Source organism: Corynebacterium sp. HMSC11D10 (genome assembly GCF_001806995.1).
GTDB lineage: Bacteria > Actinomycetota > Actinomycetes > Mycobacteriales > Mycobacteriaceae > Corynebacterium > Corynebacterium coyleae.
Window position 1 is genome coordinate 39,022 of record NZ_KV787052.1, and the last position, 26,038, is coordinate 65,059.

The 26,038-nt window shown below is 60.5% G+C and carries 28 protein-coding genes and 3 tRNA genes; 14 read left to right on the top strand and 17 right to left on the bottom strand.

The window, feature by feature from the left end; genetic code table 11:
- Window positions 1-45: 45 nt before the first annotated feature.
- Together HMPREF3120_RS05100 and HMPREF3120_RS05105 are read right to left on the bottom strand one after the other, a co-directional pair.
- Window positions 46-522, bottom strand: a complete 477-nt coding sequence (locus HMPREF3120_RS05100; RefSeq protein ID WP_070451143.1) for a ribose-5-phosphate isomerase — start codon at window positions 520-522, stop codon at window positions 46-48.
- 5 nt (window positions 523-527) lie between these two features.
- Window positions 528-1,145, bottom strand: coding sequence for a mycothiol-dependent nitroreductase Rv2466c family protein (locus HMPREF3120_RS05105; protein WP_070451254.1), 618 nt, complete (start codon window positions 1,143-1,145; stop codon window positions 528-530).
- 33 nt (window positions 1,146-1,178) lie between these two features.
- On the opposite strand from HMPREF3120_RS05105, the gene pepN reads away from it, so the two are divergent.
- Window positions 1,179-3,566: an aminopeptidase N gene (gene pepN / locus HMPREF3120_RS05110; RefSeq protein WP_070451144.1), complete on the top strand. Its 2,388-nt coding sequence runs from the start codon at window positions 1,179-1,181 to the stop codon at window positions 3,564-3,566.
- Here the strand turns inward: pepN and HMPREF3120_RS05115 are convergent.
- On the bottom strand, window positions 3,563-4,711 hold the full coding sequence (locus HMPREF3120_RS05115) for a cystathionine gamma-synthase (protein WP_070451145.1): 1,149 nt from the start codon (window positions 4,709-4,711) through the stop codon (window positions 3,563-3,565). The genes pepN and HMPREF3120_RS05115 overlap by 4 nt on opposite strands.
- 71 nt (window positions 4,712-4,782) lie before the next feature.
- On the opposite strand from HMPREF3120_RS05115, the gene HMPREF3120_RS05120 reads away from it, so the two are divergent.
- Together HMPREF3120_RS05120 and HMPREF3120_RS05125 are read left to right on the top strand one after the other, a co-directional pair.
- Entirely contained in the window at window positions 4,783-5,733 is a 951-nt protein-coding gene (locus HMPREF3120_RS05120; RefSeq protein ID WP_070422568.1) for a mechanosensitive ion channel family protein, read from the top strand.
- Window positions 5,723-6,136, top strand: coding sequence for a globin (locus HMPREF3120_RS05125; RefSeq protein WP_083284784.1), 414 nt, complete (start codon window positions 5,723-5,725; stop codon window positions 6,134-6,136). The genes HMPREF3120_RS05120 and HMPREF3120_RS05125 overlap by 11 nt, the downstream gene beginning before the upstream one ends.
- 33 nt (window positions 6,137-6,169) lie before the next feature.
- Here the strand turns inward: HMPREF3120_RS05125 and HMPREF3120_RS05130 are convergent, their stop codons facing one another.
- The 5 genes from HMPREF3120_RS05130 to HMPREF3120_RS05150 all read right to left on the bottom strand — a co-directional run bounded on the left by HMPREF3120_RS05130 (window position 6,170) and on the right by HMPREF3120_RS05150 (window position 11,723).
- On the bottom strand, window positions 6,170-6,796 hold the full coding sequence (locus HMPREF3120_RS05130; RefSeq protein ID WP_070451146.1) for a DUF8185 domain-containing protein: 627 nt from the start codon (window positions 6,794-6,796) through the stop codon (window positions 6,170-6,172).
- Window positions 6,797-7,201: an acyl-CoA thioesterase gene (locus HMPREF3120_RS05135; protein ID WP_070451147.1), complete on the bottom strand. Its 405-nt coding sequence runs from the start codon at window positions 7,199-7,201 to the stop codon at window positions 6,797-6,799.
- A gap of 11 nt (window positions 7,202-7,212) precedes the next feature.
- Window positions 7,213-8,883 (bottom strand): energy-dependent translational throttle protein EttA, encoded by a 1,671-nt coding sequence (gene ettA / locus HMPREF3120_RS05140; RefSeq protein WP_070422571.1) that lies wholly within the window; start codon window positions 8,881-8,883, stop codon window positions 7,213-7,215.
- A gap of 80 nt (window positions 8,884-8,963) precedes the next feature.
- A complete protein-coding gene (locus HMPREF3120_RS05145) occupies window positions 8,964-9,581 on the bottom strand; it encodes a single-stranded DNA-binding protein (protein ID WP_070451148.1) in 618 nt (205 codons plus the stop codon).
- Between the two features lie 156 nt (window positions 9,582-9,737).
- Window positions 9,738-11,723, bottom strand: a complete 1,986-nt coding sequence (locus tag HMPREF3120_RS05150) for a bifunctional copper resistance protein CopD/cytochrome c oxidase assembly protein (RefSeq protein WP_070451149.1) — start codon at window positions 11,721-11,723, stop codon at window positions 9,738-9,740.
- Between the two features lie 54 nt (window positions 11,724-11,777).
- On the opposite strand from HMPREF3120_RS05150, the gene HMPREF3120_RS05155 reads away from it, so the two are divergent.
- From HMPREF3120_RS05155 to HMPREF3120_RS05190, 8 genes are all read left to right on the top strand, one after another.
- Window positions 11,778-11,851, top strand: a tRNA-Arg gene (locus HMPREF3120_RS05155).
- A gap of 422 nt (window positions 11,852-12,273) precedes the next feature.
- Window positions 12,274-13,551 (top strand): MFS transporter, encoded by a 1,278-nt coding sequence (locus tag HMPREF3120_RS05160; protein WP_070451150.1) that lies wholly within the window; start codon window positions 12,274-12,276, stop codon window positions 13,549-13,551.
- A gap of 39 nt (window positions 13,552-13,590) precedes the next feature.
- Window positions 13,591-14,016 carry a hypothetical protein gene (locus HMPREF3120_RS05165; protein ID WP_070614489.1) on the top strand — a complete coding sequence of 142 codons (426 nt, stop codon included), beginning with the start codon at window positions 13,591-13,593 and terminating at the stop codon, window positions 14,014-14,016.
- Complete coding sequence (locus HMPREF3120_RS05170; protein ID WP_070451152.1) at window positions 14,013-14,333, top strand: transcriptional regulator; 321 nt, start codon at window positions 14,013-14,015, stop codon at window positions 14,331-14,333. The genes HMPREF3120_RS05165 and HMPREF3120_RS05170 overlap by 4 nt, the downstream gene beginning before the upstream one ends.
- 10 nt (window positions 14,334-14,343) lie before the next feature.
- Window positions 14,344-15,150, top strand: coding sequence for a mycolate reductase (cmrA, locus tag HMPREF3120_RS05175; protein ID WP_070422576.1), 807 nt, complete (start codon window positions 14,344-14,346; stop codon window positions 15,148-15,150).
- Window positions 15,151-15,780 carry an oligoribonuclease gene (orn, locus tag HMPREF3120_RS05180; RefSeq protein ID WP_070451153.1) on the top strand — a complete coding sequence of 210 codons (630 nt, stop codon included), beginning with the start codon at window positions 15,151-15,153 and terminating at the stop codon, window positions 15,778-15,780.
- Between the two features lie 46 nt (window positions 15,781-15,826).
- Window positions 15,827-15,902: transfer RNA gene (locus HMPREF3120_RS05185), tRNA-His, on the top strand.
- A gap of 146 nt (window positions 15,903-16,048) precedes the next feature.
- A complete protein-coding gene (locus tag HMPREF3120_RS05190; protein WP_070451154.1) occupies window positions 16,049-16,909 on the top strand; it encodes a siderophore-interacting protein in 861 nt (286 codons plus the stop codon).
- A 34-nt stretch (window positions 16,910-16,943) separates the two neighbouring features.
- On the opposite strand, the gene HMPREF3120_RS05195 is transcribed toward HMPREF3120_RS05190, so the two are convergent.
- On the bottom strand, window positions 16,944-18,143 hold the full coding sequence (locus HMPREF3120_RS05195) for a L,D-transpeptidase (RefSeq protein ID WP_070422579.1): 1,200 nt from the start codon (window positions 18,141-18,143) through the stop codon (window positions 16,944-16,946).
- A 205-nt stretch (window positions 18,144-18,348) separates the two neighbouring features.
- Between HMPREF3120_RS05195 and HMPREF3120_RS05200 the strand changes: the two genes are divergently transcribed.
- Together HMPREF3120_RS05200 and HMPREF3120_RS05205 are read left to right on the top strand one after the other, a co-directional pair.
- Window positions 18,349-18,421, top strand: a tRNA-Lys gene (locus HMPREF3120_RS05200).
- A gap of 92 nt (window positions 18,422-18,513) precedes the next feature.
- The gene (locus HMPREF3120_RS05205) at window positions 18,514-19,089 is read left to right on the top strand and encodes a nicotinamidase (RefSeq protein ID WP_070422580.1); all 576 of its coding nucleotides are present in this window, start codon (window positions 18,514-18,516) and stop codon (window positions 19,087-19,089) included.
- Here the strand turns inward: HMPREF3120_RS05205 and HMPREF3120_RS05210 are convergent, their stop codons facing one another.
- Window positions 19,090-19,737, bottom strand: coding sequence for a DUF305 domain-containing protein (locus HMPREF3120_RS05210; RefSeq protein ID WP_246815424.1), 648 nt, complete (start codon window positions 19,735-19,737; stop codon window positions 19,090-19,092).
- A gap of 119 nt (window positions 19,738-19,856) precedes the next feature.
- A complete protein-coding gene (locus tag HMPREF3120_RS05215; RefSeq protein ID WP_070451155.1) occupies window positions 19,857-20,132 on the bottom strand; it encodes a DUF3618 domain-containing protein in 276 nt (91 codons plus the stop codon).
- 80 nt (window positions 20,133-20,212) lie between these two features.
- On the opposite strand from HMPREF3120_RS05215, the gene bcp reads away from it, so the two are divergent.
- Window positions 20,213-20,698 carry a thioredoxin-dependent thiol peroxidase gene (gene bcp, locus HMPREF3120_RS05220; RefSeq protein WP_070451156.1) on the top strand — a complete coding sequence of 162 codons (486 nt, stop codon included), beginning with the start codon at window positions 20,213-20,215 and terminating at the stop codon, window positions 20,696-20,698.
- Window positions 20,699-21,148: 450 nt separating this feature from the next.
- Here bcp and HMPREF3120_RS05225 read toward each other — a convergent pair whose 3' ends face one another.
- The 6 genes from HMPREF3120_RS05225 to HMPREF3120_RS05250 form a co-directional block, all read right to left on the bottom strand.
- Window positions 21,149-21,568, bottom strand: a complete 420-nt coding sequence (locus HMPREF3120_RS05225; protein WP_070451157.1) for a hypothetical protein — start codon at window positions 21,566-21,568, stop codon at window positions 21,149-21,151.
- The gene (locus HMPREF3120_RS05230; RefSeq protein WP_083284785.1) at window positions 21,528-21,974 is read right to left on the bottom strand and encodes a hypothetical protein; all 447 of its coding nucleotides are present in this window, start codon (window positions 21,972-21,974) and stop codon (window positions 21,528-21,530) included. The genes HMPREF3120_RS05225 and HMPREF3120_RS05230 overlap by 41 nt, the downstream gene beginning before the upstream one ends.
- Entirely contained in the window at window positions 21,958-22,326 is a 369-nt protein-coding gene (locus tag HMPREF3120_RS05235) for a hypothetical protein (RefSeq protein WP_070451158.1), read from the bottom strand. The genes HMPREF3120_RS05230 and HMPREF3120_RS05235 overlap by 17 nt, the downstream gene beginning before the upstream one ends.
- Window positions 22,327-23,736: a peptidoglycan DD-metalloendopeptidase family protein gene (locus HMPREF3120_RS05240; RefSeq protein WP_070451159.1), complete on the bottom strand. Its 1,410-nt coding sequence runs from the start codon at window positions 23,734-23,736 to the stop codon at window positions 22,327-22,329.
- Window positions 23,737-23,810: 74 nt separating this feature from the next.
- Window positions 23,811-24,635, bottom strand: a complete 825-nt coding sequence (locus HMPREF3120_RS05245; RefSeq protein ID WP_070451160.1) for an SGNH/GDSL hydrolase family protein — start codon at window positions 24,633-24,635, stop codon at window positions 23,811-23,813.
- 39 nt (window positions 24,636-24,674) lie between these two features.
- On the bottom strand, window positions 24,675-26,038 hold a 1,364-nt coding region (locus tag HMPREF3120_RS05250; protein ID WP_168156410.1), incomplete at its 5' end, for a hypothetical protein.

Sequence of the window (26,038 nt, forward strand, 5' to 3'; positions counted from 1 at the left end):
CGAAAAAGCCCGCCAAAAAAGCGGGCCAATCGTCATGCCTACACACTACTTCGCAGACGGAACCTCCGGCGCGACACCAGTGCGCTCGTACTCCGCGAGAATATCGATACGACGCTGATGACGCTCCTCCTCACTCCACGGCTGGGAAACAAACGCATCAACAATCGCGAGCGCCTCTTCCTCGGTGTGCATGCGCCCGCCGATGCCGATGAGTTGCGCGTTGTTGTGCTCGCGGGCCAGTTTCGCGGTCTCTTCCGACCACGCCAACGCACAACGAGCACCCTTGACCTTATTCGCAGCAATCTGCTCACCATTACCCGAACCACCAAGCACAATGCCCAGAGAACCCGGATCCGCAACAACAGCCTCCGCTGCGGCGATGCAAAACGCCGGGTAGTCATCCGCGGCGTCGTACTCGTGGGCGCCGCAGTCAGTCACCTCATGACCCTGCGCCTCAAGATGGGCCTTAATCTGATTCTTCCGCTCGAAACCGGCGTGATCTGCTCCAAGGTAAATACGCATAAGGCTTAGCGTACCTGCGGGGCTTCCGTACGGCTGCGCTTGAGCTCAAAGAAATACGGGAAACTTGCCACACCAACCGCATGGTCGAACAACTTCCCAGCATCCTCGCCCTCCGGCACACGCGTGATCACCGGGCCGAAAAACGCACTGTCGCCGAGCTTGACCACGGGGGTGCCGACGTCGTCGCCAACCTCAGCCATTGCCGACGCGTGAAAACCGCGCAAGGCCTCATCAACCTCGTCGGTATTCGCCACATCCGCGTACTCCGCGGGCAAACCGACCTCGGCAAGCGCCTCCGCAATAACACTGTCGTAGGCGCCGAAACCTTTCTTGTGATCCTGGCCGCCAGTGTGGATGATCGTGCCCATCGCCGTGTACAGCGCGTCGATCTTGTCCGGGGCATCCTGCTTCACTTTCGCGAACACACGCGCGGGACCCCAGTTCGCCTTCATCAACTCGGCATAGTCGGCAGGGATGTCACGGCCGTCGTTGAGCACGGAGAGCGACATCGGCACCCACTCGACCTCAACATCGCGGACTTTCTCCACTTCCTTCATCCAACGCGAAGTCAACCAGCAAAACGGGCAGGAAACATCAAACCAAAAAGTCACTTGCTCTTTCATGCCGCCCACAATAGCGCGTGTAGCCTGAGTCACATGAAGACTAATCTCACGCGTGAAGACGCGCAGTTGCGCGCAAAGCTCATTTCCAACGTTCGTTACGACATTCTGGTGGATATCACTGGCAAGGACACGTTCACGACGGTGTCGACAATCCAGTTCGATTCCGAGGCGGGAACGACGCACTTTGACCTGGTGGCGGAATCATTCGAGGCGACGCTTGATGGGGAGCCGACTGGCCAGGAAGTCACGCTGACGGCTGGTGCACACGAGCTGCGGGTGACGTCGACGGAGCCGTACAACCGCACGGGTGAGGGCCTGCATAAGTTCACGGATCCGGTGGATGGCAAGGACTACCTGTACACGCAGTTTGAGCCGGCGATGGCGATGAAGGTGTTTGCCTCGTTTGATCAGCCGGATTTGAAGGCGACGTACAAGGTGGGTGTGAAGGCGCCGGAGCGTTACACGGTGATTCTGAATGAGGCGGTTTCACGCGAGGAAAACGGTGACGGCACCGCGACCTGGACTACGACGATTGATTACCCGCTGTCGACATACCTGGTTGCGATTTGCGCGGGTGAGTTTGAGAAGGTCACCGACACGTACGACGCGGGTGATGGCCGCACGATTGAGCTTGGTCTGTACGCGCGTGCCAGTTTGATTCCGCATATGGATTCGGAGCGACTGTTCCGTCAGACGAAGGACGGCTTCGATTTCTATCACGCGAATTTCGGCCGCAAGTACCCGTTTGGCGACAAGTACGATCAGGTGTTTTGCCCGGAGTACAACATGGGCGCGATGGAGCACGTTGGTTGTGTGACGTACCGCGATGAGTACATTTTCACGTCTGAGCCGACGCCGTATCGTCTGGAGCGTCGCAACGATACGATTCTGCATGAGATGGCGCATATGTGGTTCGGCGATCTTGTCACGATGGAGTGGTGGGACGATCTGTGGCTCAATGAGTCGTTTGCTACGTGGTCGGCGGCGACGGCGCAGGTGGGTATCGGTGAGTATCCGGAGGCGTGGACGACGTTTGCCACGGTGGAGAAGGCGTGGGCGTATTCGCAGGATCAGTTGCCGTCGACGCACCCGATTGCTGCGGATGCGCCGGATATTGAGACGGCGGAGCAGAATTTCGACGGCATTACTTACGCCAAGGGTGCGTCTGTGTTGAAGCAGTTGCAGGCGTATGTGGGTTATGAGGAGTTTTTCGCGGGTGTGCGTAAGCACTTCGATAATCATGCTTACTCCAATGCCACGTTCGATGATCTGCTCGGTGCGCTGGAGGAGGCTTCGGGTCGCGACTTGTCTAACTGGGCTGAGCAGTGGCTGCGTACTACCGGTGTGTCGCGTCTTTACCCGGAGATTTCGGACACGTTTACCGTGGTGCAGGAGTCGCCGGTGTTGCGCGATCACCGTGTTCGCGTGGGGCTTTATTCGCTTATCGACGGCACCGTGCAGCGCACCCACCAAGTCGAACTCGATATCACCGGCGAGCGCACTGAGATTCCTGAATTTTCAGGCGTGAAACACGATCTCGCCCTGGTGAACGACGACGACCTCACGTACTGCCTGATGGGCCTCGATGCGCAGCAGCAGCAGTTTGCCGTGGAGCACTTGGGCCAGATTGAGGATTCGTTGGCGAAGACGTTGGTGTGGTCTTCCCTGTGGGAGTCTGTGCGCGATGGTCGTCTGCCTGCTCGTCAGTATGTGGAGTTGGTGGCGCGTGAGGTTGGCCCGGATATGCAGGAGCGGATCGCCGCCCAGGCTACTGAGGCTGTGAAGCGCTACGTTGATCCGGCGTGGCGCCGCACCGGCTTCGATCTGTTGAACGAGGCGTTCCGTGGTCAGGAGCCGAAGGCGGTGTTCGACCGTGCGCTTGCCCGTCTGGAGCCGACTGAGGAGACGGTTGAGTACTTCAAGGATTTGCTGAAGACCTCCGAGAATCAGGAGGTTCGTTGGTTGGCGATCACGAACCTTCTTGCTGCTGGCGCCTTGCCGTTGGAGGCCGTTGACGAGGAGAAGGACGAGACGTCGGAGGGTGCGATTTCGCGGTTGAGGGCGAAGGCGGTCGTCGATAAGCGTTGGGCTTGGGACAAGCTCATTAACGACGACCTGACCAATCTCGAGGCCCGCTACCTCATGGACGGGCTCACCTTCACCGACGCTGGGCTCGAGGGGTTGACCGACGAGTACTTCCGCGCCGCGCCGGCCCTGTGGGACCGTTTGACCAACGAGATGGCGCAGCGCACCCTGGAGGGCATGTACCCGCGTTGGGACGTCACGCAAGAGGCTGTTGAGAAGGCAAACGCCCTGCTGAACAGCGACGTCCCCAATGGCCTGAAGCGTGTTATCGCCGAAGGCCAGGACCGCTCCGCACGCGCTGTGCGCAACCGCGCGGCCGACGCAGCAGCAAATTAAAGCTGCTTGAGGGCTTGTTCGAGGTCGGCGATCAGGTCGGCCTCGTCCTCAATGCCCACTGAAATTCGGACTAACTCCCCCGGCACCTCGAGCGCGGAGCCGGCGACGGACACGTGGGTCATGGTGGCGGGGTGCTCGAGCAGGCTTTCCACGCCGCCGAGGGATTCGGCGAGGCAGAACAGTTTCGTCGACTTGCAGAACTTCTTGGCCTGCTCGGTGGTTTGGAACAGCACGGAGACCATGCCGCCGAAGCGGGTCATCTGCTTTTTCGCCACCTCGTGGCCCGGGTGTGTTTCGAGTCCCGGGTAACACACGCGGGAAACTTGCGGTTGGGCGTCGAGGTATTTGGCCACGGCTTCGGCGTTGTCGCAGTGGCGGTCCATGCGCACGGCGAGGGTTTTCAGGCCGCGGCCGGTGAGGTAGGTGTCGAACGGGGATGGGTTGGCGCCGACCCAGCCGAAGAAGAAGCGGAGTTGTTCGTGGAAGCCGTCGACGCGGTCGTTGCGGCCGCAGACGATGCCGCCGACGACGTCGGAGTGGCCGCCGATGTATTTCGTCGTTGAGTGGAGGACGACGTCGGCGCCGAGTTCGAATGGTTTTTGCAGGTAGGGGGATGCGAAGGTGTTGTCGACGACCAGCGCTGCCTGCTTCTTCACTGCCGCGATTGCTTCGATGTCGACGACGTCCAGCATTGGGTTTGTCGGCGTTTCCACCCAGATGACCTTGGTGTTGTCTTGGACGGCGGCGGCGACCTCTGTGGGGTTGGTCATGTCGACGACGGTGTTTTCCACACCCCAGAGGGTGAAGACTTGTTGGATGAGGCGGTAGGTGCCGCCGTAGGCGTCGTTGGATACGACGACGTGGTCGCCGGGTTTGAGCAGGATGCGCAGGACGACGTCGATAGCTGCCATGCCGGATGAGGAGGCGACGGCGAAGTCGGCGTTTTCAAGCGCCGCAACGGCTTTTTCCAGGGCGGTGACGGTGGGGTTTCCCACGCGTGTGTATTCGTAGCCGCCGCGGAGTTCGGCGAGGCCGTCTTGGGCGAAGGTGGTGGAGGCGTAGATGGGGGTGTTGATTGGCCCGTAGAGGCTGTCGGGCTCGTAGCCTGCGTGGATGGCGTTGGTGGTGAATCCGTAGACAGTCATGTGCACAGACACTAGACCAAGCGGTACACCCCTCGGTCATTTTTATGCATCGCGCGTACACTCGTGCGGTGATGGATACTCAAGATGCTTCTGAAAAGGTTGACCAAGCTGTCGAGGGCGTGGCGTCGTGGTGGAACAATCCGCAAACGCATGAATTGTTCATTGAGCGCCCGGTGAAGATCGTGCTCATTTTGCTGGTTGCAATTGTGCTGAATTGGCTGGCGAATGGCATTATTCGGCGTGCGACGCGCCAGGGAATTAAACGCTCGAATGTGTTGAAGTATGAGGGGCGTGATGCGCAGCAGATTCGTGCGCAGGAGAAGCGTCGTCAGCAGCGGATGAAGACGCTGGCCAATGTGGGCCGGTCGGTGGCTGCGATTGTGATTTGGGCGTGGGCGGTGCTTGCGGTGCTGGATCAGTTGGGGGTCAATGTTGCGCCGTTGATTGCGTCGGCTGGTGTTGTCGGTGTGGCGATTGGTTTTGGTGCGCAGTCGTTGGTGAAGGATTTCTTTTCCGGTGTGGCGATTTTGATTGAGAACCAGTTCGGGGTGGGTGACACGATTGAGGTCGGCGATGTTGTGGGTGATGTTGAGGAGATGACGCTTCGCATCACCACGCTTCGCGATATCGACGGCGCTCTGTGGTACATCCGCAACGGCGACATTGATCGGGTTGGCAATCACTCGGCCCGCTTCTCTACCGCGCGTGTGCAGGTGCCGGTGTCGTTGATGGTGAATCCGGATGAGGTGTCGCGTTTGATCGAAGAGACCGCTGTTGCGGGCTGCCAGGACAAGGAAGTCGCCGAGCTGGTGATGGGCACTCCGCGGATGTTGGGTCCGAGCGAAGTGACGCCGAATTACATGTCGTTCCGCGTGGAGGTGCAGACGATGCCTGGCATGCAGTGGACGGTTGCGCGTTATTTGAATCAGCGGATTTTGGCGGCGTTGCACCGCGAGGGTGTGGTGTTGACGCCGCGGGAGTCTGTGTTGGTGAAACAGCAGGAGGAAAACGTTGGAGATTAGCCCGAAGCAGGAGCAGACGCTTTTCGACGCCGTCGGCGGCGAACCATTCTTCACCCGCCTTGTCCGCGGGTTTTACGATCAGGTCAAGGAAGATGACCTCATCGGCCCGATGTACCCGGATCAGGATTGGGAAGGAGCGGAGAACCGCCTGCGTTGGTTCCTCGTCCAGTATTGGGGTGGCCCGCGCGAGTATCAGGCGCAGCGCGGCAACCCGATGTTGCGCAAGCGCCACTTCCCTTTCGCGATCGGTGAGCCGGAGGCGGATCGTTGGCTCGAGTTGATGGGCAAGTCGATGGAGCAGTTTGACGACGACGAGCTGCCCGAACCGTACCGCGCCCAGATGTGGAATCACATGCAGCGTGTGGCGTACATGATGATCAACCAGGGCCCGCGGGCCTATTAGTCCCAGCCCGGGCCGCCAGCGAAGCGCGGCCCGTTAGAACAGCAGGCCGAGTCCGGCGTTGCGGTAGACGGATCCGAAGGGGGCGTCTAGGCGGGTCCAGCGCCCGCAGCTGGATACGCGCAGGTGGCGCGGGATTTCTGCGGGTGCTTCGAAGCCGGGGATGAGCCCGAGTGCGGTGCAGGCGAAGATCATCCGCATGGGGATTTCCACCGGGTCGGTGCTGTCGGCGTCGGCGGTGAGCACGATGCCGTCCAGCAAGGATTTCGGTGGGCCGGCTGGTCCGGAGAATTGGCGGGCGAGGTTGCGGCCTTCGTCGGCAAGCCTGCGGGCCACGCCGACGGGGACCTGTTCTCGTGCGACGAATCCGGTGGCGGGTGGCAGCGCCCCGGGCCAGACGGCATCGCGCGCCGGCCCGACCTCAACAGAACCGGACTGCAGCGCGGCAAGCAAGTCGCGGGCGCTGACGGTGCCGGTGTTGTGGGAGGTGGTGCCGGTGATTCGTCGAGAAGCAATGGCCTCGAAGGGCGTGGTCACGAACACGTCGAGCGCACCCCCGCCAACCTCCTGGAAGCGTGCGGAGGCCTGTGAATCTAAGCCGACGGCGCGGCCGACCAGAGTGGTCAGGCCGCGCGCGCCAGATTCGATGTCAAGGGTGATCACCTAGTTTTCGGCCGCCTTAGACAGGATGCCGATCTCCTTCTTCGTGATCTCGCGCGGCGAGGTGGTCGTGGTATCAACCGTGACCTGCACGCACTCCACTACCGCGCAAGTTTTGCCCTGCGCGTCCTTGATCTCCTGACGGGTGGTAAATGAGGTGTTGCCCAGGTTGACCACTTGCGTCTCCACGGTCACTGCGGTGGTGTTGGGCAGGATCGGACGGACGTAGTCCACCTCGAGCCGGCGCACGAACACCACGAACTCGTGGCCTTCGGAGTAGAAGAACTTCTCCGCGAACGCCAGGCGCGCCTCCTGCGCCAGCTCGACATAGGCCGAGTTGGTCACGTGACCGTAGCGGTCAAAGTCGCTCCAACGCACCGGAATGGTGTGCACGTGGATTTCTGCCATGGGGTTTGCTCCTAACGGGTGAGCTTGCGGTGGGTGACGCGCGACGGTTTGGCGGCTTCCTCACCGAGGCGTTCGACCTTGTTCTTCTCGTAGTCGCCGAAGTTACCTTCGAACCAGAACCACTTGCCTTCTTCGACGTTGCCTTCCCACGCGAGGATGTGGGTACAGGTGCGGTCGAGGAACCAACGGTCGTGCGAGATGACCACGGCGCAGCCCGGGAAGGCCTGCAGTGCGTTTTCCAGGGAGCCGAGGGTTTCCACGTCAAGGTCGTTGGTGGGCTCATCGAGCAGGATCAGGTTGCCGCCCTGCTTGAGCGTCAGCGCCAGGTTGAGGCGGTTGCGCTCGCCGCCGGAGAGGACCTTGGACGGCTTCTGCTGGTCAGCACCCTTGAAGCCGAAGGCGGACAGGTAGGCGCGCGACGGCATTTCGTTCTGGCCGACGTGGATGTAGTCCAGGCCGTCGGAGACAACTTCCCACACGGTTTCTTCGGGGTCGATGTTTTCGCGGTTCTGGTCCACGTAGGAGATCTGGACGGTCTCGCCGACGGTCACGTTGCCGGAGTCCGGCTCTTCCAGACCAACGATGGTCTTGAACAGGGTGGACTTACCCACACCGTTGGGGCCGATGACGCCGACGATGCCGTTGCGCGGCAGGGTGAACGACAGGTCCTTGATCAGGACGCGTCCGTCGAAGCCCTTGTTCAGGTTTTCCACTTCGACGACCTTGCTGCCGAGGCGCGGCGGGGTCGGGATCTGGATTTCTTCGAAGTCGAGCTTGCGGTACTTCTCCGCCTCGGCTGCCATCTCTTCGTAGCGCTCCAGACGTGCCTTGTTCTTGGCTTGGCGTGCCTTCGGCGAGGAACGGACCCACTCGAGTTCCTTCTTCAGGCGCTTCTGCAGCTTCTGGTCCTTCTTGCCGGCAACTTCGAGACGCTCAGCCTTCTTCTCCAGGTAGGTGGAGTAGTTGCCTTCGTACGGGTAGAGCTGGCCGCGGTCGACCTCACAGATCCATTCGGCGACGTTGTCCAGGAAGTAGCGGTCGTGGGTAATTGCCAGCACGGCACCCGGGTAGGTCTGCAGGTGGCGCTCCAACCAGAGGACGGATTCGGCGTCGAGGTGGTTGGTGGGCTCGTCGAGAAGCAGGAGGTCCGGCTCGCTCAGCAGCAGTTTCGCCAGTGCTACTCGACGACGCTCACCACCCGACAGGTTGGTCACCGGCGCATCAGACGGCGGGCAGCGCAGAGCCTCCATGGCCTGTTCGATCTTGGAGTCGATCTCCCACGCATCGGCTGCGTCGAGTTCTTCTTGCAGCTTGCCCATTTCTTCCATGAGCTCGTCGGAGTAGTTGGTCGCCATTTCCTCGGCGATTTCCTCGAAGCGCTGCTTCTTTTCAAACAGCTCGCCGAGGCCTTCTTCGACGTTGCCGCGGACGGTCTTTTCTTCGTTGAGCGGCGGCTCCTGCAGCAGGATGCCAACGGTGGCTCCTGGCTGCAGGAATGCTTCGCCGTTGTTTGGCTGGTCGATGCCCGCCATGATCTTCAGCAGCGACGATTTACCGGCGCCGTTCGGACCCACAACGCCGATCTTGGCGCCTGGGTAGAAGGCCATGGTGACGTTGTCCAGGATGACTTTTTCGCCAATGGCCCTGCGGACGTTTTTCATCGTGTAGATGAACTCAGCCACTACGTTTCCCCTTTTGTTGGTGAATGCGGACGTTAAATACCGCAATCAGGGTACATCACGTGGCTGAGTACGACGCCCTCCTAGAACGGTGCCTTGGCAGCACGGAGGTCCTCGGCGCTGTAGCGGGCCTCGTCGGTGCCGTCGGGGGCTCCGTCGAGAGCATTGTCTCCCCCATCGGCTTCGGCGGCCACCGGCTCGGCCGGGTCGGTCGGGTCGACCGGGTCGGCAAAGCTGGGTGGTTGGCCGGTGAGCCGCTCGAACACGGCCTCGGCATCCATAACAGGTACCGCGTCGTGTCCGTCGAGGCTGTGTCCGGAGTTGGAGGTGCGCGCCGAGTTGAGCTGGTAGTGGTTCATGTCAAAGGCCACGTTGCGGGCCTTGAGCATGATCTTCGAGCGGGTGACGGCGTTGTTGCCTTCGCCTTCTTGCCAGAAGTCGGTGACCAGCGAGCCGTCGACGATGACGGGGAATCCCTTCTTCAGCGACGCTCCACAGTTCACGGCGAGTTGCCCCCAGCATTCAACGTCGATGAACAGCGGGTCGACGTCTTCCCAGACCTCTTTGCCGTTGTCGTCGGTGACGCGCCTTCTTTTCGACGACGCCAGCCTCATCTTGGTTACCGTCGCCCCACTCGCAAACAACACAAGTTTCGGATCGTCGGTCAGGTTGCCAATTAGGCGGATGGTGTTTTGGCTCATGGAAGAGCCCCCCTTTCCATAGTGCGGATGATGGTGTGCGGGGTGTCGTCGTGAAGCAACGCCCTGCACACTTCGAGGTTCGCACGATTTTTAAAGCCGGTAAAGGGGGAAGCCGTTTCTGTGGATAACTTTGAAACCAGATTCCACAATCCGCTGCTAGGAGCGATTTCCGTACTGAGCGAGCATCTCGTTGTAGCGGCGCCATTCTTCGTCATCGGTCTCTTCCGCGCGGCGATCGGCCTCTTCCGTTTCGGCTCGGTCTTCGCGCAGCCACTGCATGAACAACTCACCGAAGACGATCAGCAGCGGGAAGGAGCCAGACGCCCAGGCGATGCCGCCGCCCTCCTTCTGAATCTGCGCCAGGTCAGGGTTCCACGGCAGTTCGAGGTTGTTGTAGAAGTCCTCGCCCATAACCACGCCGAGTTGCATGAGGTAAACACCCATGAACAGGTGGAACGGCATGGATACCCACAACCAGGCCAGGCGCGTTTTCGCGGTGGCGCGGCCCTCAATGTGGTCGGGGCCGATCAGCTCCCAGAAGTAGAAGTATCCGGACACCATGAAGACGGCGTTCATGATGACGTGGCCGGCGTGCTCGGAAATCATCAGCTCGTAGAACGGGATGAACACATACATGGCATAGAAGAACACCAGGAACTGAATGGTGGACACCGGCGGGAACGTCACGATGCGCAAGAACTTCGAGCGCTGGAAGCTCTCCACCCACATGCGCGGGTTGAACTCGCCTGCCGGGTACGCCTTGCCGATCAGCGTCAGCGGTGCGCCCAGCACCAGGAACACTGGCACGCCCATGGACAGAATCATGTGGACGGACATGTGCACCGAATACGACGCCGGCATGTGCATGCCCAACCCAGAGCTCAGCGTGACGACGACCGTCACACACCCAAGCAACCACCACACCGTCCGTGACGTCTTCCACCCGTCTACGCGGCGCACCAGGCGCAGGTAGTAGACGGCCAGAAGAATCGCAATGACGCTAAACAGCAGCTCGGGGCGCCACAGAGTGATCCAGTTGGTCCAGGAGATCTGTTCAGAAAGGTTGTAGCCCATCTTCACCTGCATGCGGGTGAGGTTCGGGTCGAGCGGCGGCGGGGGCGGCGTGCGGCCAAGGGTCACCGCGAGGCCGGACACCGCAGCCATGATCAGGACTTCCACCGCTCCGAGGCGAGCAAACGCCTTCGGCTGGGAGTCCAGCAACGGGATGGTGCGCTCGCGGTGGGCGTAACCAATGATGCCGAGCAGCACAATCGCTACCGTCTTCACGATCAGCACAATGCCGTAGCTATACTCCATCAACTCACTAATACGCACGCGCACCAGCGCGTTAATCACACCGGAAAGCGCCATAGCCAGAATGGAAAACAGGGCAACCATGGAGTAGCGGCGGGAGGCTTCGGTGAGGTGAGGGCCTCGTCGTAAAGCATGCGCTACCAGCGCCATCAACCCACCAACCCACAACAACATGGCCACAAGGTGCCAAATGAGCGAGTTAGTGCCAAAGTCGTGGGAGCCGCCCGTCGCCGAGTGGCCAGTCAGACCGATCGGCATGACCACCACAATCGCGCCGATGAACAGCGCAACCTGCGACCACCAACTCGTCGCAACGTAGCCACCGACGGCCACCACCGCCGCAAACGCAGCGACGATCAGCCACACGCGAGCCTCTTTCACCTGCTCCAAGGCCTGCGTCCAGGTGGCCGCCTCAAACATGACGGTCCTCATCGGCTGGCCGGAAACGTCCGAAAGCACCAGCGGAATCATCAACAACCCAATCAGCACGATGCCCGCACTCGCGTGCGCACCAGTACGCGAAGCGATGTGCCCGTCCACCGTCAACTGCGCACCGTTGAGATCCTCCCCCTGCATGCGCGGCGGGATGAAGAATGACGACAGCATGAACGACCCCACCGCCAACGCCATAAGAATCCACGCCACACCGCGCAGCGCCGGCAAACCAAACGTGGTGGTCACGCCGGGGTCCGGAATACCGAGCGCCGCCAGCGACCCACCAGAGAACGACTGCGCCACCGCACCCGCGACCACCGCCGCCGCAGCGAGCGCGGCAAGATAGAGCGGCCAAGCGGAAACAACAGCAGGCTTTCGGGCAGTCTCAGTCATGCTGCATACCCTACTTTCGCCCGCGAAACGGCCATAACTACAATCATTCGCACTGCCCCCATAGCTCAGTGGATTAGAGCATCCGGTTTCTACCCGGCTGGTCGCGGGTTCGAATCCTGCTGGGGGCGCTTTGTGTTTCTGGGGGTTGGGATGAGGGGCGCGCCGCGTACTTGGTGAGAACGCATTGGTGAAGATGCCGATTTTTGGCCGTCTTCACCAATGCGTTCTCACCATGTGCGGGGAAAGAGGCGTGCCGCAAAGCTAAACGACACATGGAACACGGCATACTCCGCTGATTTTCAGCGATATATGCCGTGTTGGATGTGTCGTTTGGCTTCAGCAGACCACACCCCACCCATTTTTGGGATACGCGTCCCATAGCGTGGTACAGTTTCTTCCATTCTGCGACACAGCAGTTTCACACAATGGAATGAGAGGACGGGCAATGACCACCAGCGTCGAGCATCAACCCCCTGCCCCACAAGCGGCCCCTGCTGCCATCTGAGAGACCACCCCGCAGGAGCGAAACCGGGTCCGCCTTGCGTCGACAATTGGCACGACGATTGAGTTTTACGACTTCTACGCCTACGCCACCGCAGCCGTCGCGGTATTTCCGTTCCTCTTCTTCCCCAAGTCGGAGTCGAGCACGGTGGCGCTGCTGTCGTCGTTCGCCACGTTTGGCCTGGCGTTTATCGCTCGCCCGTTAGGTTCAGTGCTGTTCGGCCACTTCGGCGATAAGGTCGGCCGCAAGGCCACCTTGGTCGGTGCGCTGCTGACGATGGGCATCGCCACCTTTGTTATCGGCCTGCTGCCCACCTATGCCCAAGCCGGTATCTGGGCGCCGGCGCTGCTGGCACTGATGCGCTTCTGCCAGGGCCTTGGCCTGGGCGGCGAGTGGTCCGGCGCGGCCCTGCTGTCCACAGAAACAGCAGCTAAGGGACGCCGCGCCTGGGCGGGCATGTGGCCCCAACTCGGCGCACCGTTCGGCTTCCTGCTGGCAAACGGCCTGTTCCTCATCCTGGTCACCGTGCTGGGCCACACCACTGGCGACTTCGAGGGCGCGTTCATGCGCTGGGGCTGGCGCATTCCGTTCCTGCTGTCCATCGTGATGGTCATCATCGGCCTGTGGGTTCGCCTGCAGGTTGAGGAGACTCCGGTGTTCCAGCAGGTGGAGCAGAACAACCAGAAGGCCGCTTCCCCACTGGCGGAGGTATTCAAGACCGCTTGGAAGCCGCTGATCCAGGGCACGTTTGTCATGGTTGGTTGCTACACGCTGTTCTACATCGTGACCACCTGGTTCCTCTCCTACGGAATTGGTTCGGCGGAAGAGGGCGTTGGCCTGGGTATTGCGTACCCGACGTTCCTGAAGCTGCAGCTGGTGTGCATCTTCGGGTTCATCGCTGGCATCCCGATTGCGGCGCATTGGTCGGATGTCTACGGCCGTCGCCCGGTGTTGGGTCTGACATCGGTTGCGATCATCGTCTACGGCCTGAGCTTCAAGTGGCTGCTGAATCCGGAGACGTTCACCATGGTTTCCCTGGGCATCTTCTTGTTCATCGGCATGGTGTTGATGGGCTTCATCTTCGGCCCGATGTCTGCGATCTTGCCGGAGTTGTTCCCGTCGAACGTGCGCTACACCGGCTCCGGTATCGCGTACAACGTGTCCTCCATCCTGGGTGCGGCTATCGCCCCGTTCATCGCAACGGCGCTGAACGCAAAGTACGGACCGCAGGCTGTGGGCATTTACCTGGTTATCGTTACCGCGATTTCTCTGTGGGCGATCCTGTCCTCCCCGGAGACCAAGCACCAGGAGATGCACGAGATTTAGCCCTTGCTTTCCATGCCGACAAGTGACATACTTGCCGGCATGGAAAGCAATAAGATCTCGAAGGAAGAGGCCCGCGCCGCCCTCGAGCAGATCGACGGGATCGAGCAAGACGCACGTAAACCACCCACACCGCCGTGGGCTTACGCCATCCTCGGCACCAGTTTCGGTGTCACGATCGCCGGCACGATCATCGGCTGGAAGTACTGGTGGGCACTGTTTGCGGTCATCATCATCGCCTGCATCGCACTCGCCGTGCGAGATCACAACCGCAACGTACGCCCGAGCATGAAGCAGCCGATCCAGGAAGACCCGAAGACGAACTGGGCCGCCGCTCTCACCCCCGCGTTCATGATGCCGCTGATCTGGTTCGTCCCAGAAGGAAGCGTGGTCGGCGGGGTCATCGCCGGCGTGGTCACAGCGATCGTGGTCACGGCTGTCATGATCTACGAAAGCAGGAACCGATGAGCGCCCCTAAAATCGACCCTGTTATTCACCCGCTGGCCAGGTTGAAGATTTGTGCGGCGTTGTACCACGGCGGTGCCGTCGAAAAGCAAACGTCCCGGCACGAGATGCGCTTTAGCGCGCTGCGGGACCAACTCCAAATGTCAGACTCCGCACTGTCCAAGCAGTTGGCCACGCTGGAGGAGCACGGCTACGTCACCCGTTTTCGCGAGTATGGGTCGAGCAGAGCGAAGGACACGGTGTGGGTCACACTGACAGCGACGGGCGCGCAGGCCTTCGAGCGACACACGGCAGCGTTGCGAGAGATCGCGGGCGGGTAGATTCGGACGCATGAGTTTTCCAGGACCATCCATCAACTCGTTCGCGTTGATTACTGGCGCGAGCCAAGGCATCGGCGAGGCGATCGCGCGCGACCTGGCCAAAGGTGGCCACAACCTCATCCTTGTTGCCCGGCGCGAGGAGGTATTGCAGAAGCTTGGCGACGAACTCGCGGCCGCTCACGGCGTCACCGTCGAAGTCTTCGCCGCGGATCTGTCTAAGGAACGCGACGTCACCGCACTGCTTAACCACATTGCGAACCGCAAGATTCACATTTGCGTCAATTCTGCCGGCATCGCGTCGTTCGGCCCGTTTATGAAGCAGGACTGGGAGTACGAGACGAACCAGTTCAACCTGAACGCGACGGCAGTGTTTCGCATCACCAAGGCGGTGCTGGATCAGATGGTGCCACGCGGCGAGGGCGCGCTGTGCAACGTCGGCTCCGCCGCGGGCAACCTGCCGATCCCGAACAACGCCACCTACGTGTTCACCAAGGCGGGCGTGAACATGTTCACCGAGGCCCTGCACTACGAGCTGAAGGATTCTGGCGTGCACGTGACCCTGCTCGCGCCGGGTCCGGTGCGTGAGGCGCACATTCCGGAGGAGGAGCAGTCGATCGTGGATAAGGTCGTGCCCGATTTCCTGTGGACGACCTACGAGTCTTGTTCTGCCGACACCCTGAAGGCGATGCGCCGCAACCGCCGACGCGTCGTTCCGGGGCCGCTATCGAAGGCGATGGATGTCGTGTCTACCTACGCCCCGCGCGGGATTCTGCCGCCGATTATGGGCAAGTTTTACGCCAAGATGGGAGAGGAATAAATGGAGATCGCAGACAAGGACAATCGCATCGTGTGGGTCGACCTGGAGATGACCGGTCTTGACCCGTCACGCCACGTCATCGTGGAGGTTGCGGCGCTTGTCACGGATGCGGAGCTCAACATTATCGACGACGGCGTCGACCTCGTCGTCCACGCCACCGACGCCGAACTGGCGGAGATGGATGACTTTGTCACCGAGATGCACTCCTCCAACGGGCTGCTCGATGACATTAAGGCCTCCACGGTCAGCATCGAGGAGGCTGAGGATGCGGTGCTGGAGCTCGTCGCAAAGCATTGCGATCCTGCACATCCTGCCCCGCTTGCGGGCAATTCGATTGCTACCGACCGTGCGTTTATCCGTGCGCAGATGCCGCGTCTCGACGACGCCCTGCACTACCGCATGATCGACGTGTCCACCGTGAAGGAACTGTCGCGCCGCTGGTTCCCTAAGGCGTACTACAACCAGCCCGAAAAGGGCATGGCCCACCGCGCCTTGGCGGACATCGTGGAATCCATCCGCGAACTGGACTACTACCGTCGCACCGTATTTGTGGACTCCCCCGGCCCGGACACCGACACCGCAACGAAGGCTTCTGCCGCTGCAACCGAGTTCTACCAGCGGTTTTTGTAAACTTCAGATGAACGGCTAAGGTGTAATCCGCTGCAAAACAGCAATGGTGGCTGTAGTTCAGCTGGTAGAGCACCAGGTTGTGATCCTGGGTGTCGCGGGTTCGAGCCCCGTCAGCCACCCCAAAGCGTGCCCCGTAACCTCCACAACAGGTTACGGGGCACATTGCTATTCCACCCCCTCCTTGAATATGTTAGCCTTACCTAACTATTTGGCGTGCGAACTTCCGCCGCCCGAAGCAGCCACGAGTTGTTGAAGGACAGGGACAACGATGACCGAACAAGCCAACAAAGCGGCCGCGAGGCGTAAACCCCGGAAGGCCAATGAGGCAACCGTGACCGGTCGCCGCCAGCTCTCCCCCGATCTGGTTCGCTTAAGCCTGAACGCCCCCGCTTTTGTCGGTAAAGATCTGGAGTTTACGGACCACTACCTCAAGCTGTTGTTCGTGCCGGAGGGCGCCGACTACTCCTGGCCATTTAACGTCGAACAGGTCCGTGAACAACAGCCGCGCGACAAGCAACCGGTGACCCGGACCTACACGTTGATCAACCTCGACTCATCGACCGGGGATTTCGATGTTGACTTTGTCACCCACGGCGATGCAGGCCTGGCCGGTCCGTGGGCTCGCGTAGCCGAGGTTGGAGAGAAGATCGGCTTCTTCGGCCCAGGTGGCGCGTGGGGCCCTTCGGTCGACTACGAGCACTTCATCTTCGCCGGCGATGAGTCCGCAGCACCGGCCATCGGCGCGGGCCTAAAGCGCCTCCCCGAGGGCGCAACTGCGACCGCGTACATCGAGATCGAAGCCGAAGACCGCAAGTTTGAGCTCCCAGCCCGCGATGGCGTGGACATCCATTGGGTGATCCGCAACGGCGCGACCCATGGCACGGAGCTATCCCGCGTCGTGCGACAGGCCGGCGTGCCGGACGGAAAGAACACCAGCTGGTTCATCCACGGCGTTGCCGAGATGATCAAGGAAATGCGGCGCTTCCTCTTCGTCGAATCCGAGGTCCCCAAGCAAGACGTGTCCATCTCTGGATACTGGCGCATCGGCATGACAGAGGATCAGTGGCAGGCCTCCAAGCGCGATTTCAACGCCGAGATTGAAGCCGAGGAGGAACGCGCGAAAGCCTAACTGCGCCTGGGGGCACTAACTGCACCTAGGGGCACTAGGAGTAGAGCTGCTCGCCGCTGCCGCCGGAGCGCTGCTCCCAATCAAGGTTCCAGTAGCCCAAGCCGTCGTACGGGGTCAGGGTCGATCCGCCAGTGTTTTTCACCACTACCGGGTCACCCCGTTTGACGTACTCCTGGAACCACTTGGCGTTCTCATAGGAAGCGTTGATGCAGCCGTGCGACTGGTTCTGGGACCCCAACGCCCACAGCGCCCACGGCGCGGAGTGGACGTAGATACCCGAGTACGACAGCTGGGTGGCGTAATCCACCGGCGTGACGTACCCGCCCGCATCCAACGCCAAGCCGTAGGTACGCGAGTCCATGACAAGGCTGGGGTGCTCATCCCCCACCACGTAGGTGCCATTCGGGGTGTCGTAGCTACCGTCGGTTCCCAGTGAGATCGGGAACTCCTTCACCAACTCGTCGTTAGCGTAGACGCGCAGCATCTTGTCGTAGTTATCCACGACAGTCTCCACCTTGTCACCGATGGTGAAGCTGATTTCGGTGTCGTCGGAACCGTAGACGCCTTCGGCAAGTTTGCGCCCATACAGATCCACTTTCACAGTGACCTCAGTACCGGGCTCCCAGTACTCCTTCGGGCGCCAGCGCACTTCGTAAGGATCCAGCCAGAAGAATCCACCCTCGGTGTCGTTCGAGGTTTCCACCGAGATGAGTTTCTCCATCTTCTTGGTGTCTTGGATCGGGCTATCAAAGCGGATGGTTACCGCCTGGGCGACACCAACCGTCGAGCCGTCAAGCGGACCAACGTACGCATTAACCGTCACAGCCGGCGACACCGTAGTAAACGACGACACCACCTTCTGGCCCTCAACATCACGCGCCTCAATGGTGTACTCGCGTCCGTAACCAAGCGGTTCCGCCGTAGACCATTCGGTTTTGTCGTCGTTGAACTCCGCCTCGACTTCCTTGCCGGCCTCGTTGGTCATCTTCACCGAGGCCAATCCGACCTCCGAAAGCACCTTCACCGGCTGGCCAGGCTCGACGTCAGTGGCGTTATTGCTCACCGAGACTTTCGGCGGCTTCGCCGCAGGCGTCGTCTCTGCAGCCTGGTCTGTCTCCGCAACCTGCTCGAGACGGCTCGACCCATCCCCCGGTGAGCAGGCCGAAATCATCGCTCCTGCAGCCAGCGCCGTCAGGACCGCGGTGCAGCGGCGAACCGCGCGAAGGTGGAGCACAATGGACCCCTCACAACTCAAATCCAAAACTCAAACGCCAATACTTTAACCGTTAACGGCTAAAAAGCCACCATCCACAAACAAAGCGTTATACAACGTTTAACATCGCCGAAAAATATGCTCTTACCTGCCGATTTCACACATTCAATACACGCTGCTAATGTATTATCTCGTTGCAGAGAGCAACACCAACAAAACAAAATACGCGCCATTAGCTCAATTGGCAGAGCAACTGACTCTTAATCAGTGGGTTCGGGGTTCGATTCCCTGATGGCGCACAGCACAGCGAGGCTGGCAGGTATTTTACCCGCCAGCCTCGCTTTTTGTGTACCCGTCACTTTTTCTCGCAGCTGAGACTAGGCTGATCTTCATGAAAACAGCCTTGGTAATTGTTGACGTGCAAAATGACTTCTGCCCCGGCGGTAGCCTTGCCACCGCCCGCGGCGATGAGGTGGCGTCAAAAATCGCGGAGTTGATCTCCACCCCTGATAACAGGTGTTTGGAGTACGACCACATTGTGGCAACACAGGATTGGCACATCGAGCCAGGTGACCACTTTGCCAAGGAAGGCGAGACACCGGACTTTGTCAACACCTGGCCGCCGCACTGCGTCGCTGATTCCTATGGTGCGCAGATGCGCGGACCGGTGGATACCTCGCTGATTGAGGAGTTTTTCCGCAAGGGCAAGTACACCGCCGCTTATTCCGGATTCGAGGGCGCAACTGAGGCTGGCACATCGCTTGAGGATTGGTTGCGCGAGCGCGAGGTTTCCCAGCTAGACGTCTGTGGCATTGCAACGGACTTCTGTGTGCGAGCCACCGTCCTGGACGCCCTGAAGGCTGGTTTCAAGGTGCGCGTCCTGCGCGCGATGTGCTCCCCCGTCGATGACAAGGGTGGCGCCGCAGCGCTTCAGGAGATGTTTGAGGCTGGCGCCGAGATCGTCTAGTTACTTCGTCGGGTTGTAGCCCAGAAGTTCTTCCATCTCGCCCATTTCGGCGGTTTGGATCTCGATCATTTCCTTGGCCAACTCGCGAAGCGGCTCGTAGGCGCCGCCGTCCACCTCGTCCTGCGTCATCTTGATCACGTGCGCGTGGTGGAAGTGCATCATTTCGAGGAATGCGGTGCGCAGGTCGTCGCCACGCAACTGCGCGAACTCGTCCAACTGCTCGGGCGGGAACATGCCATTGGCGATGTGCTTCGAGTGGAGCTCCATGTCCTGATCGATGCCCCACTCGTCGGCCCAGGCGTTCATCTGCTCGTTTTCGCGCTCCTGACCGTCCTTGATGCGCTGGGCGAGATCACGCACCTGCGCATCGTCGACGTCGGAGTCCAGCAGCACATCCGACATGTCGATCGCCTGCTGGTGGTGCGGCACCATCATGCCCAGGAAGTGGACGTCAGTGCCGTTGTACTCGGCGTCGGTGTCCGTCGACGTTGCGGCGGTCTCTTCATCCGGTGTGAACGCAGCGCGTATCGACGGCCCCGCCACCGTCAGCACAAGCACAATCACCGCAATGACCGCTAATGCGATCAACAGCGGATTTTTACTGCCGCGCATCCGCTCGAGTTCTTGATCGGCCTGATCATTAACCATTGATGCTCCCTTTCGGTCGTAAAGAGAGATTACCTTGAATTCAACAAGGACACGAGCGTATCGACGACAAAACGCCGGCACCCACAACATTGCAGGTACCGGCGTACAGACGCTCGCGCTTAGTTACGCGACAGCAGCTTCTGCAGCTCCTTGAGCTCGCTCTTGCGCTTACGGCCGTTGTATACCTTGATGCCGATCAGCGCTGCGATACCGACGACGACACCGCCGATGACCTTCTGCACCGTCTCGTCCTCGAGCCAGGTCTTTGCCTGCCCCTTAGCCGTGTCGGCCAAGGTGGACGGGTTCGTGCGATCTGCAAGCTCGTCGAGCGTGCTGGCCAGCTGGCTGCGGGTGCGTGCAAGGTCACGCTCAATGTCGTGAATATCTCGTGCCACGGTTTCAAACTCCTACGTTTACTTGGGACTTTTCTAGACTGACGTCTTTTCGTACCAACAGTAGTGTAAAACGGGGAGGCATGACTGAACCCACCAGACTGCAAGAAGGGGACGTTGCCCCCGCATTCACCCTGAAAAACGACAAGGGCGAAACCGTTTCGCTTGCCGATTTCGCTGGCCAGCGAGTCATTGTGTACTTCTACCCGAAGGCAAACACACCCGGCTGCACCACCGAAGCCTGCGACTTTAGCGACAATATGGACCAGTTCAAGGAGGCCTCCGTCGCCGTACTCGGCATTAGCCCCGACCCGGTAGAGAAGTTGGCAAAGTTCCGCGACGACCACAACCTGGCTGTGCAGCTGCTTTCTGACGAATCCAAGGAAACCCTCGAGGCTTACGGCGCATTCGGGGAAAAGAAGAACTACGGCAAGATCGTCCAAGGCGTTATCCGCTCAACGTTCCTTGTCTCCGTCGACGCTGACGGTAAGGGCACCGTGGAGCAAGCCCAGTACAACGTCAGGGCAACTGGCCACGTTGGCCGCATCCTGCGCGACTGGAACCTGTAAGTCCCCACTCCCCCATAAAGAATTGGTGCGCCCGGAGAGACTTGAACTACGTGTGCGCACTTTTCGAGAGCGCTTTATTACCAGGGTTTTTGCTGGTGGCGGGGTGTTTTTGTTGTTGTGTCGCTAAAACGTTTTCCGGGGGTTTCCGGGGGGTTCCGGGGGTTTTTGTAGCCAAAATGCAGTCACAAAATCGCGTCACTTTCCTCACTGCGGCGTCACTGCATTGAGTGACGCGCTCACTGCGCGAAGTGACGCCACAGTGAGCCCCACAAAACACGAAAAAGACCCCCACCCTGGCCGTAGCCAAGATGGGGGTCAAAATAAAGGGCCACCCTGGGGCACATCGTGGAGAGGTGCGGGCGGTGCTGTTGCGAGTAAGCCTACTCGAAAGCGTTTCTAGTAGCCACGTCCGTGCAGGACACACTAGAAACCCGGCGTTTCGAGTAGTAGCTATGTCGCTTCGGATTGCTGCGCTTGCCACTCCGGGAACGTCAAGAGTGTGGGCGGGGGCAGGGTGACGTTGTTCTTCACCGCCCAAAACTGGAGGTCGCGCCAATACTCCGCCACATATAGCTGATACTGGTAGTGGGCCGTGTCGCGTTTGCGCAGCCCTACAATCTCTTGCTCCAAGGACTCGATAGTTTCCTCTAGCCGGTCGAGTCGGCGCGCATTGGAACGTTCGTCCGCAGCAATAGCTTCGTCCTTCCACCGTTGGAGCGCCCGCGCAAACGCGCCAAACACACCTCCGTAGTCCGCCGCAGCCTTAGACACCAAGCCGGAAAAAGTAGCCAGAATCAGCCCCAGGACAACCAGGAAACCCAGCGGGGTTTTAGTCGTTTCCAGCAGCTCGAACAGTTCGCCGGTTTCCATCGTCCCCTTCCCTACTTTCCATTACGGCAATGTGCATGAACAGCTCATACGCCACCACCCCCCAAACGCCGGCGGCGGTCATATAGCTGGTGAAGAACCGCCAATCATCCAGGCCGTCGCGAATAGCGTCATCGAACACAAGCACACCGAACGTGGTGTAGACGCACGCGGCGACACACGCCACGCCACACACCACCCGTGGGGCTTTCAGCACCATGCCGGCAGTCACCGCAGCAGCGACCGCTAGGCAGGTGACTCCCCACATCATCGCGGGGGTGGAGTCGGAGGTGGAGAACACTCCCGCACCGGGTTTGGGGTTGCCGGAGAGGTAGTCCGCACCACGGGATGCGAGTTGGAAGGTGATCAGCCAGATTATGACGTTGATTGACCTATTCAGTCCTGGCATTGGTCACCTGCTCTACGGTGGGGCCGGTGTAGACGGGCAGGGTGATGGGGCGGGCCGCGTCAGCGTCCGCACGTTCGACTCGTTCCGCTTCGGCCACGAGCTTCTGCTGCTGCCCGTGCGTCAAAGCGGGGACGGTGAACCGGGCGACCACCACGGCGATGATGCTGGCGATGGTGCCGACGATCTGCGCGGTCGTGCCCGCCACCGGGATGCTGTCGATGTTGTCCGTGATTAGGGTGGCGACCCACGCCACGAGCACCACGAATGCGGACAGTGACTCCTTGCGTAGCGCGAGCGGGGACTGGGTGCGTCGGACGTTTTGGGCTGCGCGTTCAACGGTGTTTCGGCTCATTTACTTATCTCCCATCTGGTCGATTTTGCGGTCCAGTGCTGCCACGTCGTGGCGGAGTGCTGCTACTGCGTCCACGAGGGTGAGGTTCTGGCCGTCCTGGTTTTGTCCGAGCTGGGGCCAGCCCTGCCCCTGCGGGCCACGGAGCTGTCGCCACACCTCCTGCAAAGCGTCAATCTGCGGGCCAAAGTAGCCCTTGATGAAGTCGGTGAAGTATTTGGTTGTGAGCACGGCGGCTGTTCCTCCGGTGTTTTCCTTGGTGTCGGGGTGGAAGATGCGGGCGAGTTCGGCGCGGGTGCCGCGGTAGGCGTTGACGTCGATGGGGTACTTGTCCCCCACCACGCCCTCCGATCCGAATTGGAGAATGTCGGGCTTGCGGTCCCCCAGCGGGTATGTCCAGCCGCGGTGCTGATCGCCGCCGTCAGCGGGGTAGGTGTCGCGGGGGTCGCCCTTGCGGTTCTGTCCGTAGTTCGACACCCACAGGTAGCCGAGCCCGTCCATCGAAGGTTCCCCTCCGGGCATGTTTTTCCAGTACCAAGCGCCGGAGTAGATACCGGGCACGTGGTAGCCGCGGGCTTCGAGCTCGCGTTTGGCTGCCCACACATCGTCCTTGGTGAGCAGCTTTACATCTCCGGCGCCGACGGATTCGACGTCGATCCACACGCCGAGGTCTTTACGACCGCCGAGCTGTTTGTCGATCACGTCGACCTGCTGGGCGATGGTGGTGCCCTCCGAGGGGGCGCGCAGATACCAGTAGGTGGACACCAGCAGGCCTTGCGCTTCCGCGTCCGCCAGGTGCGATGTGAAAAGCGGATCGGCGTAGGTGCCGTCGCACAGGCGGATGATCACGAACTCCATGCCGTCCGCCTTCACGCGGGACATGGGGTAGTCCTTTTGCCAGCTGGATATGTCGATGCCGAAGATCGTGCCCGGCACCTCCAGTGGCGCCCACGGCTTCGCTGGTGCGCCATCCTCGTCGGGGTAGTCCGCCCCGGCCAGCCATGTTTCGGGGTCTACTCGTTTCGAGCGGTAGCCGAGTTCGTAGATGGTCAGGTGCAGGTGTGGGCCGGTGGATTGGCCGTTGGAGCCGACGTAGCCGATCAGCTGCCCCTTCTTCACCTTGTCGCCGACCTTCAAACCGGTGGCGTAGGCGTTCCACATATGCCCGTACTCCGAGCAGCCACCGCCGACCTCCGCCGGGTGGTCAATCACGATCATGTGGCCGTAGCCGCTGGCGGGCCCTACATGCTGCACGGTGCCGTCGGCTACGGCGTAAAACGGGGTGCCATCCGGCGCGCCGAAATCCGTGCCGGAGTGGGTTTCTCGCCTGCCGGTGACGGGATTGATGCGGCCCGTGAACCGGCTGGTGATTCTGATCTTGCTCTTGGGTAGTGGCCAGCAACGATTGGCCATCGTGTGCCTCCTTTTGGGCATGAGAAAAGCCCCACACAGTGCGCGTGGGGCTTCGGGGGGTGGTTAGGGAAAAGCTAGTTCAACGCCGATTCGATAAACTCCGCGATCGCATCATGGCCGGCATGGTTCAAATGAAGCTCGTCGTAGAAAAACTCCGTCCGAGCATGAAACTTTCCGTGGAGATCAATCAGCGGCACTCCCAAGACCTCGGCGCACTCACGAACCGCCTCCACAATTTCGTACGCTTTCTCCCTTGCGTTCTCGTAACGCAACTTGTTGTTACTGAAAAGGTTTCGAACCCATTCCTCCGAGTCAAAATCACTCACTCGGTGTGGAGACGTACCAAGAATGAGCTCAATGCCCATTCCGTCGCAGAACATCTTCAACGCTGCGAGCAACGCCCCCAGATCGTCAATAGACGATTCCCGGTTGGCTTCGAACGGGGGCTGCACCGACGAATACAACTTCGTCGCATTCCAGTAGCCACGCTCCGACAACAGCGGGTTGATATCTGACTGCGGCACGAACGCCACCAGCCGGTCGCCTGGCTGACTCAGCCCCGCAATCTTGCTCATCACTACAGTCAAAAGCTGCAAAGTGGTCATGCCTGAGTACCCTGCGTTCATGACGTTCACGGGAAGCCGTTGGGCGAGCTGGGCGACGAATCGGCGACTTTCGTCGCAGTACATTCCTTCAACGAAGGAGTCCCCCACGATGAACGTGGTCGGCTGACCTAGTTTGTGGGCAACCCCAGTGTCAAGGAACCCGTCCACGGTCGAGACGCGCTTGTACGGGACCGCTTCGAGCGACCCATCGGTTTTCACCAGGTACGTATCCGGTGGGGTGACCTCGTCATTCTTACCGATGGGTTGCTCTTTAAGACGTACAGTTCTTCTCACGTGGGAGATATTACTGTATGAGATTTCTCACCTCCTGTCCTACTTGGTGGCGTGGGTGGCGCGGGTGCGGAAAATTCTCCACTCCTGCTTCGGGTCCACAGTCCAACCGGGGTAGAAAACGTCCAGCGTCATGTTCGTGCCAGTGCCGTAGGGCACGAACCCGGTCTTGTAGATCGCGGTGTGACCATCGCCGATCTTGTCCACCAGCGGGATCGCCGACCGCACCCAATTCACACCATCTGCCGAGCGCATGAAGTAAATGTCGCCGTCGCGCCCTGACGACGACATGTCCTGGATGATGCCCAGATATTCGCCGTTGTAGATCTGCACGTCGACGTGCCACCACTGCCGGCCCGTGCCCGAGATTGGGTTGATGGTGCAGTCCTGGAGTTTCCACTCGGAGTCGAACGCGGGCAGTCGATCTGTTGACTCGTAGTAGGCCAGACAGTTGGGTGAGGTGGAGTTGCGCACGCCATAGAGACGCCACGTCGAACCAGTCCACACCATGGCTTGGGAGACGAACCCGGCCTCGTCGGTGCCGTTCTTCGTGCGGAAGATCTCCGTTGCGGGGGTCCAGTTCAACCCGTCGCGGGTGCGTCGCAGGAAGAACCGGGCTTGGTTGCCGTTGGGGCGGTCCACCATGCGCCATGTCAACCACATGTCGCCGGACGGCCCCATCACGAGGTGGGTGTCCGAGTTGTGGGGGTTGGGTTTGCCGAGTTGGTCGTCCAACGGGTTCGGCAGACCCGGCAAAGGTTCCCAGGTGGTTCCGTTGTTGGATACGAGGATATTGGGGTCCTCGTGGCCTTCGTCGCCACCTGGGTAGGGGGTCATGGCCATCCAGTACTTGTAGCCGTTCCACCCCTCGGGGAAGTACAGCACGGATGGGTGGGTGGCCTCGCCGGAGCCTTCGTGGGTGGGGGTGACGAGTTTTGTTCCGGGTGGGGCGACCCATGCCCACGGTGCGGTCGCTTGGTCGGGGTGCAGTGAGAGCATGGTGTTGACGATGCCGCGTCGTAGTGCGTAGGTGCTGCCTGCGATGTTGCCGGTGCGGGTGTTGATCGCGCCCCATGCGGACGGCTGGTCCACCTGTCGCCACGGCCCCCAGTTGCCGGCGGAGTCTTGCTGGGTTTGCCAGATGCCGGACAGGCCGGAGGTGGCGGGCTGCTGGCCCTCCCACCGGACGATCTTTTTGCCGCTGATGCCGGTGCGCACGGTGACGAGTGCTTGGCCCCATGCGGCTTTGTCCTCGGGTTTGTTGAGGATTGTTTCGGCGATTTTGCTGGTGCCGATGGTGAAGATGCCGTCGTGGAGTTTGAACACGTCCTCGGCCAGGCCGAGCGCGACGGCTTGCGGGTTATCGACCCTGCGCCAGTCCGACCAGGTGCCGGACGAGTCCTGCT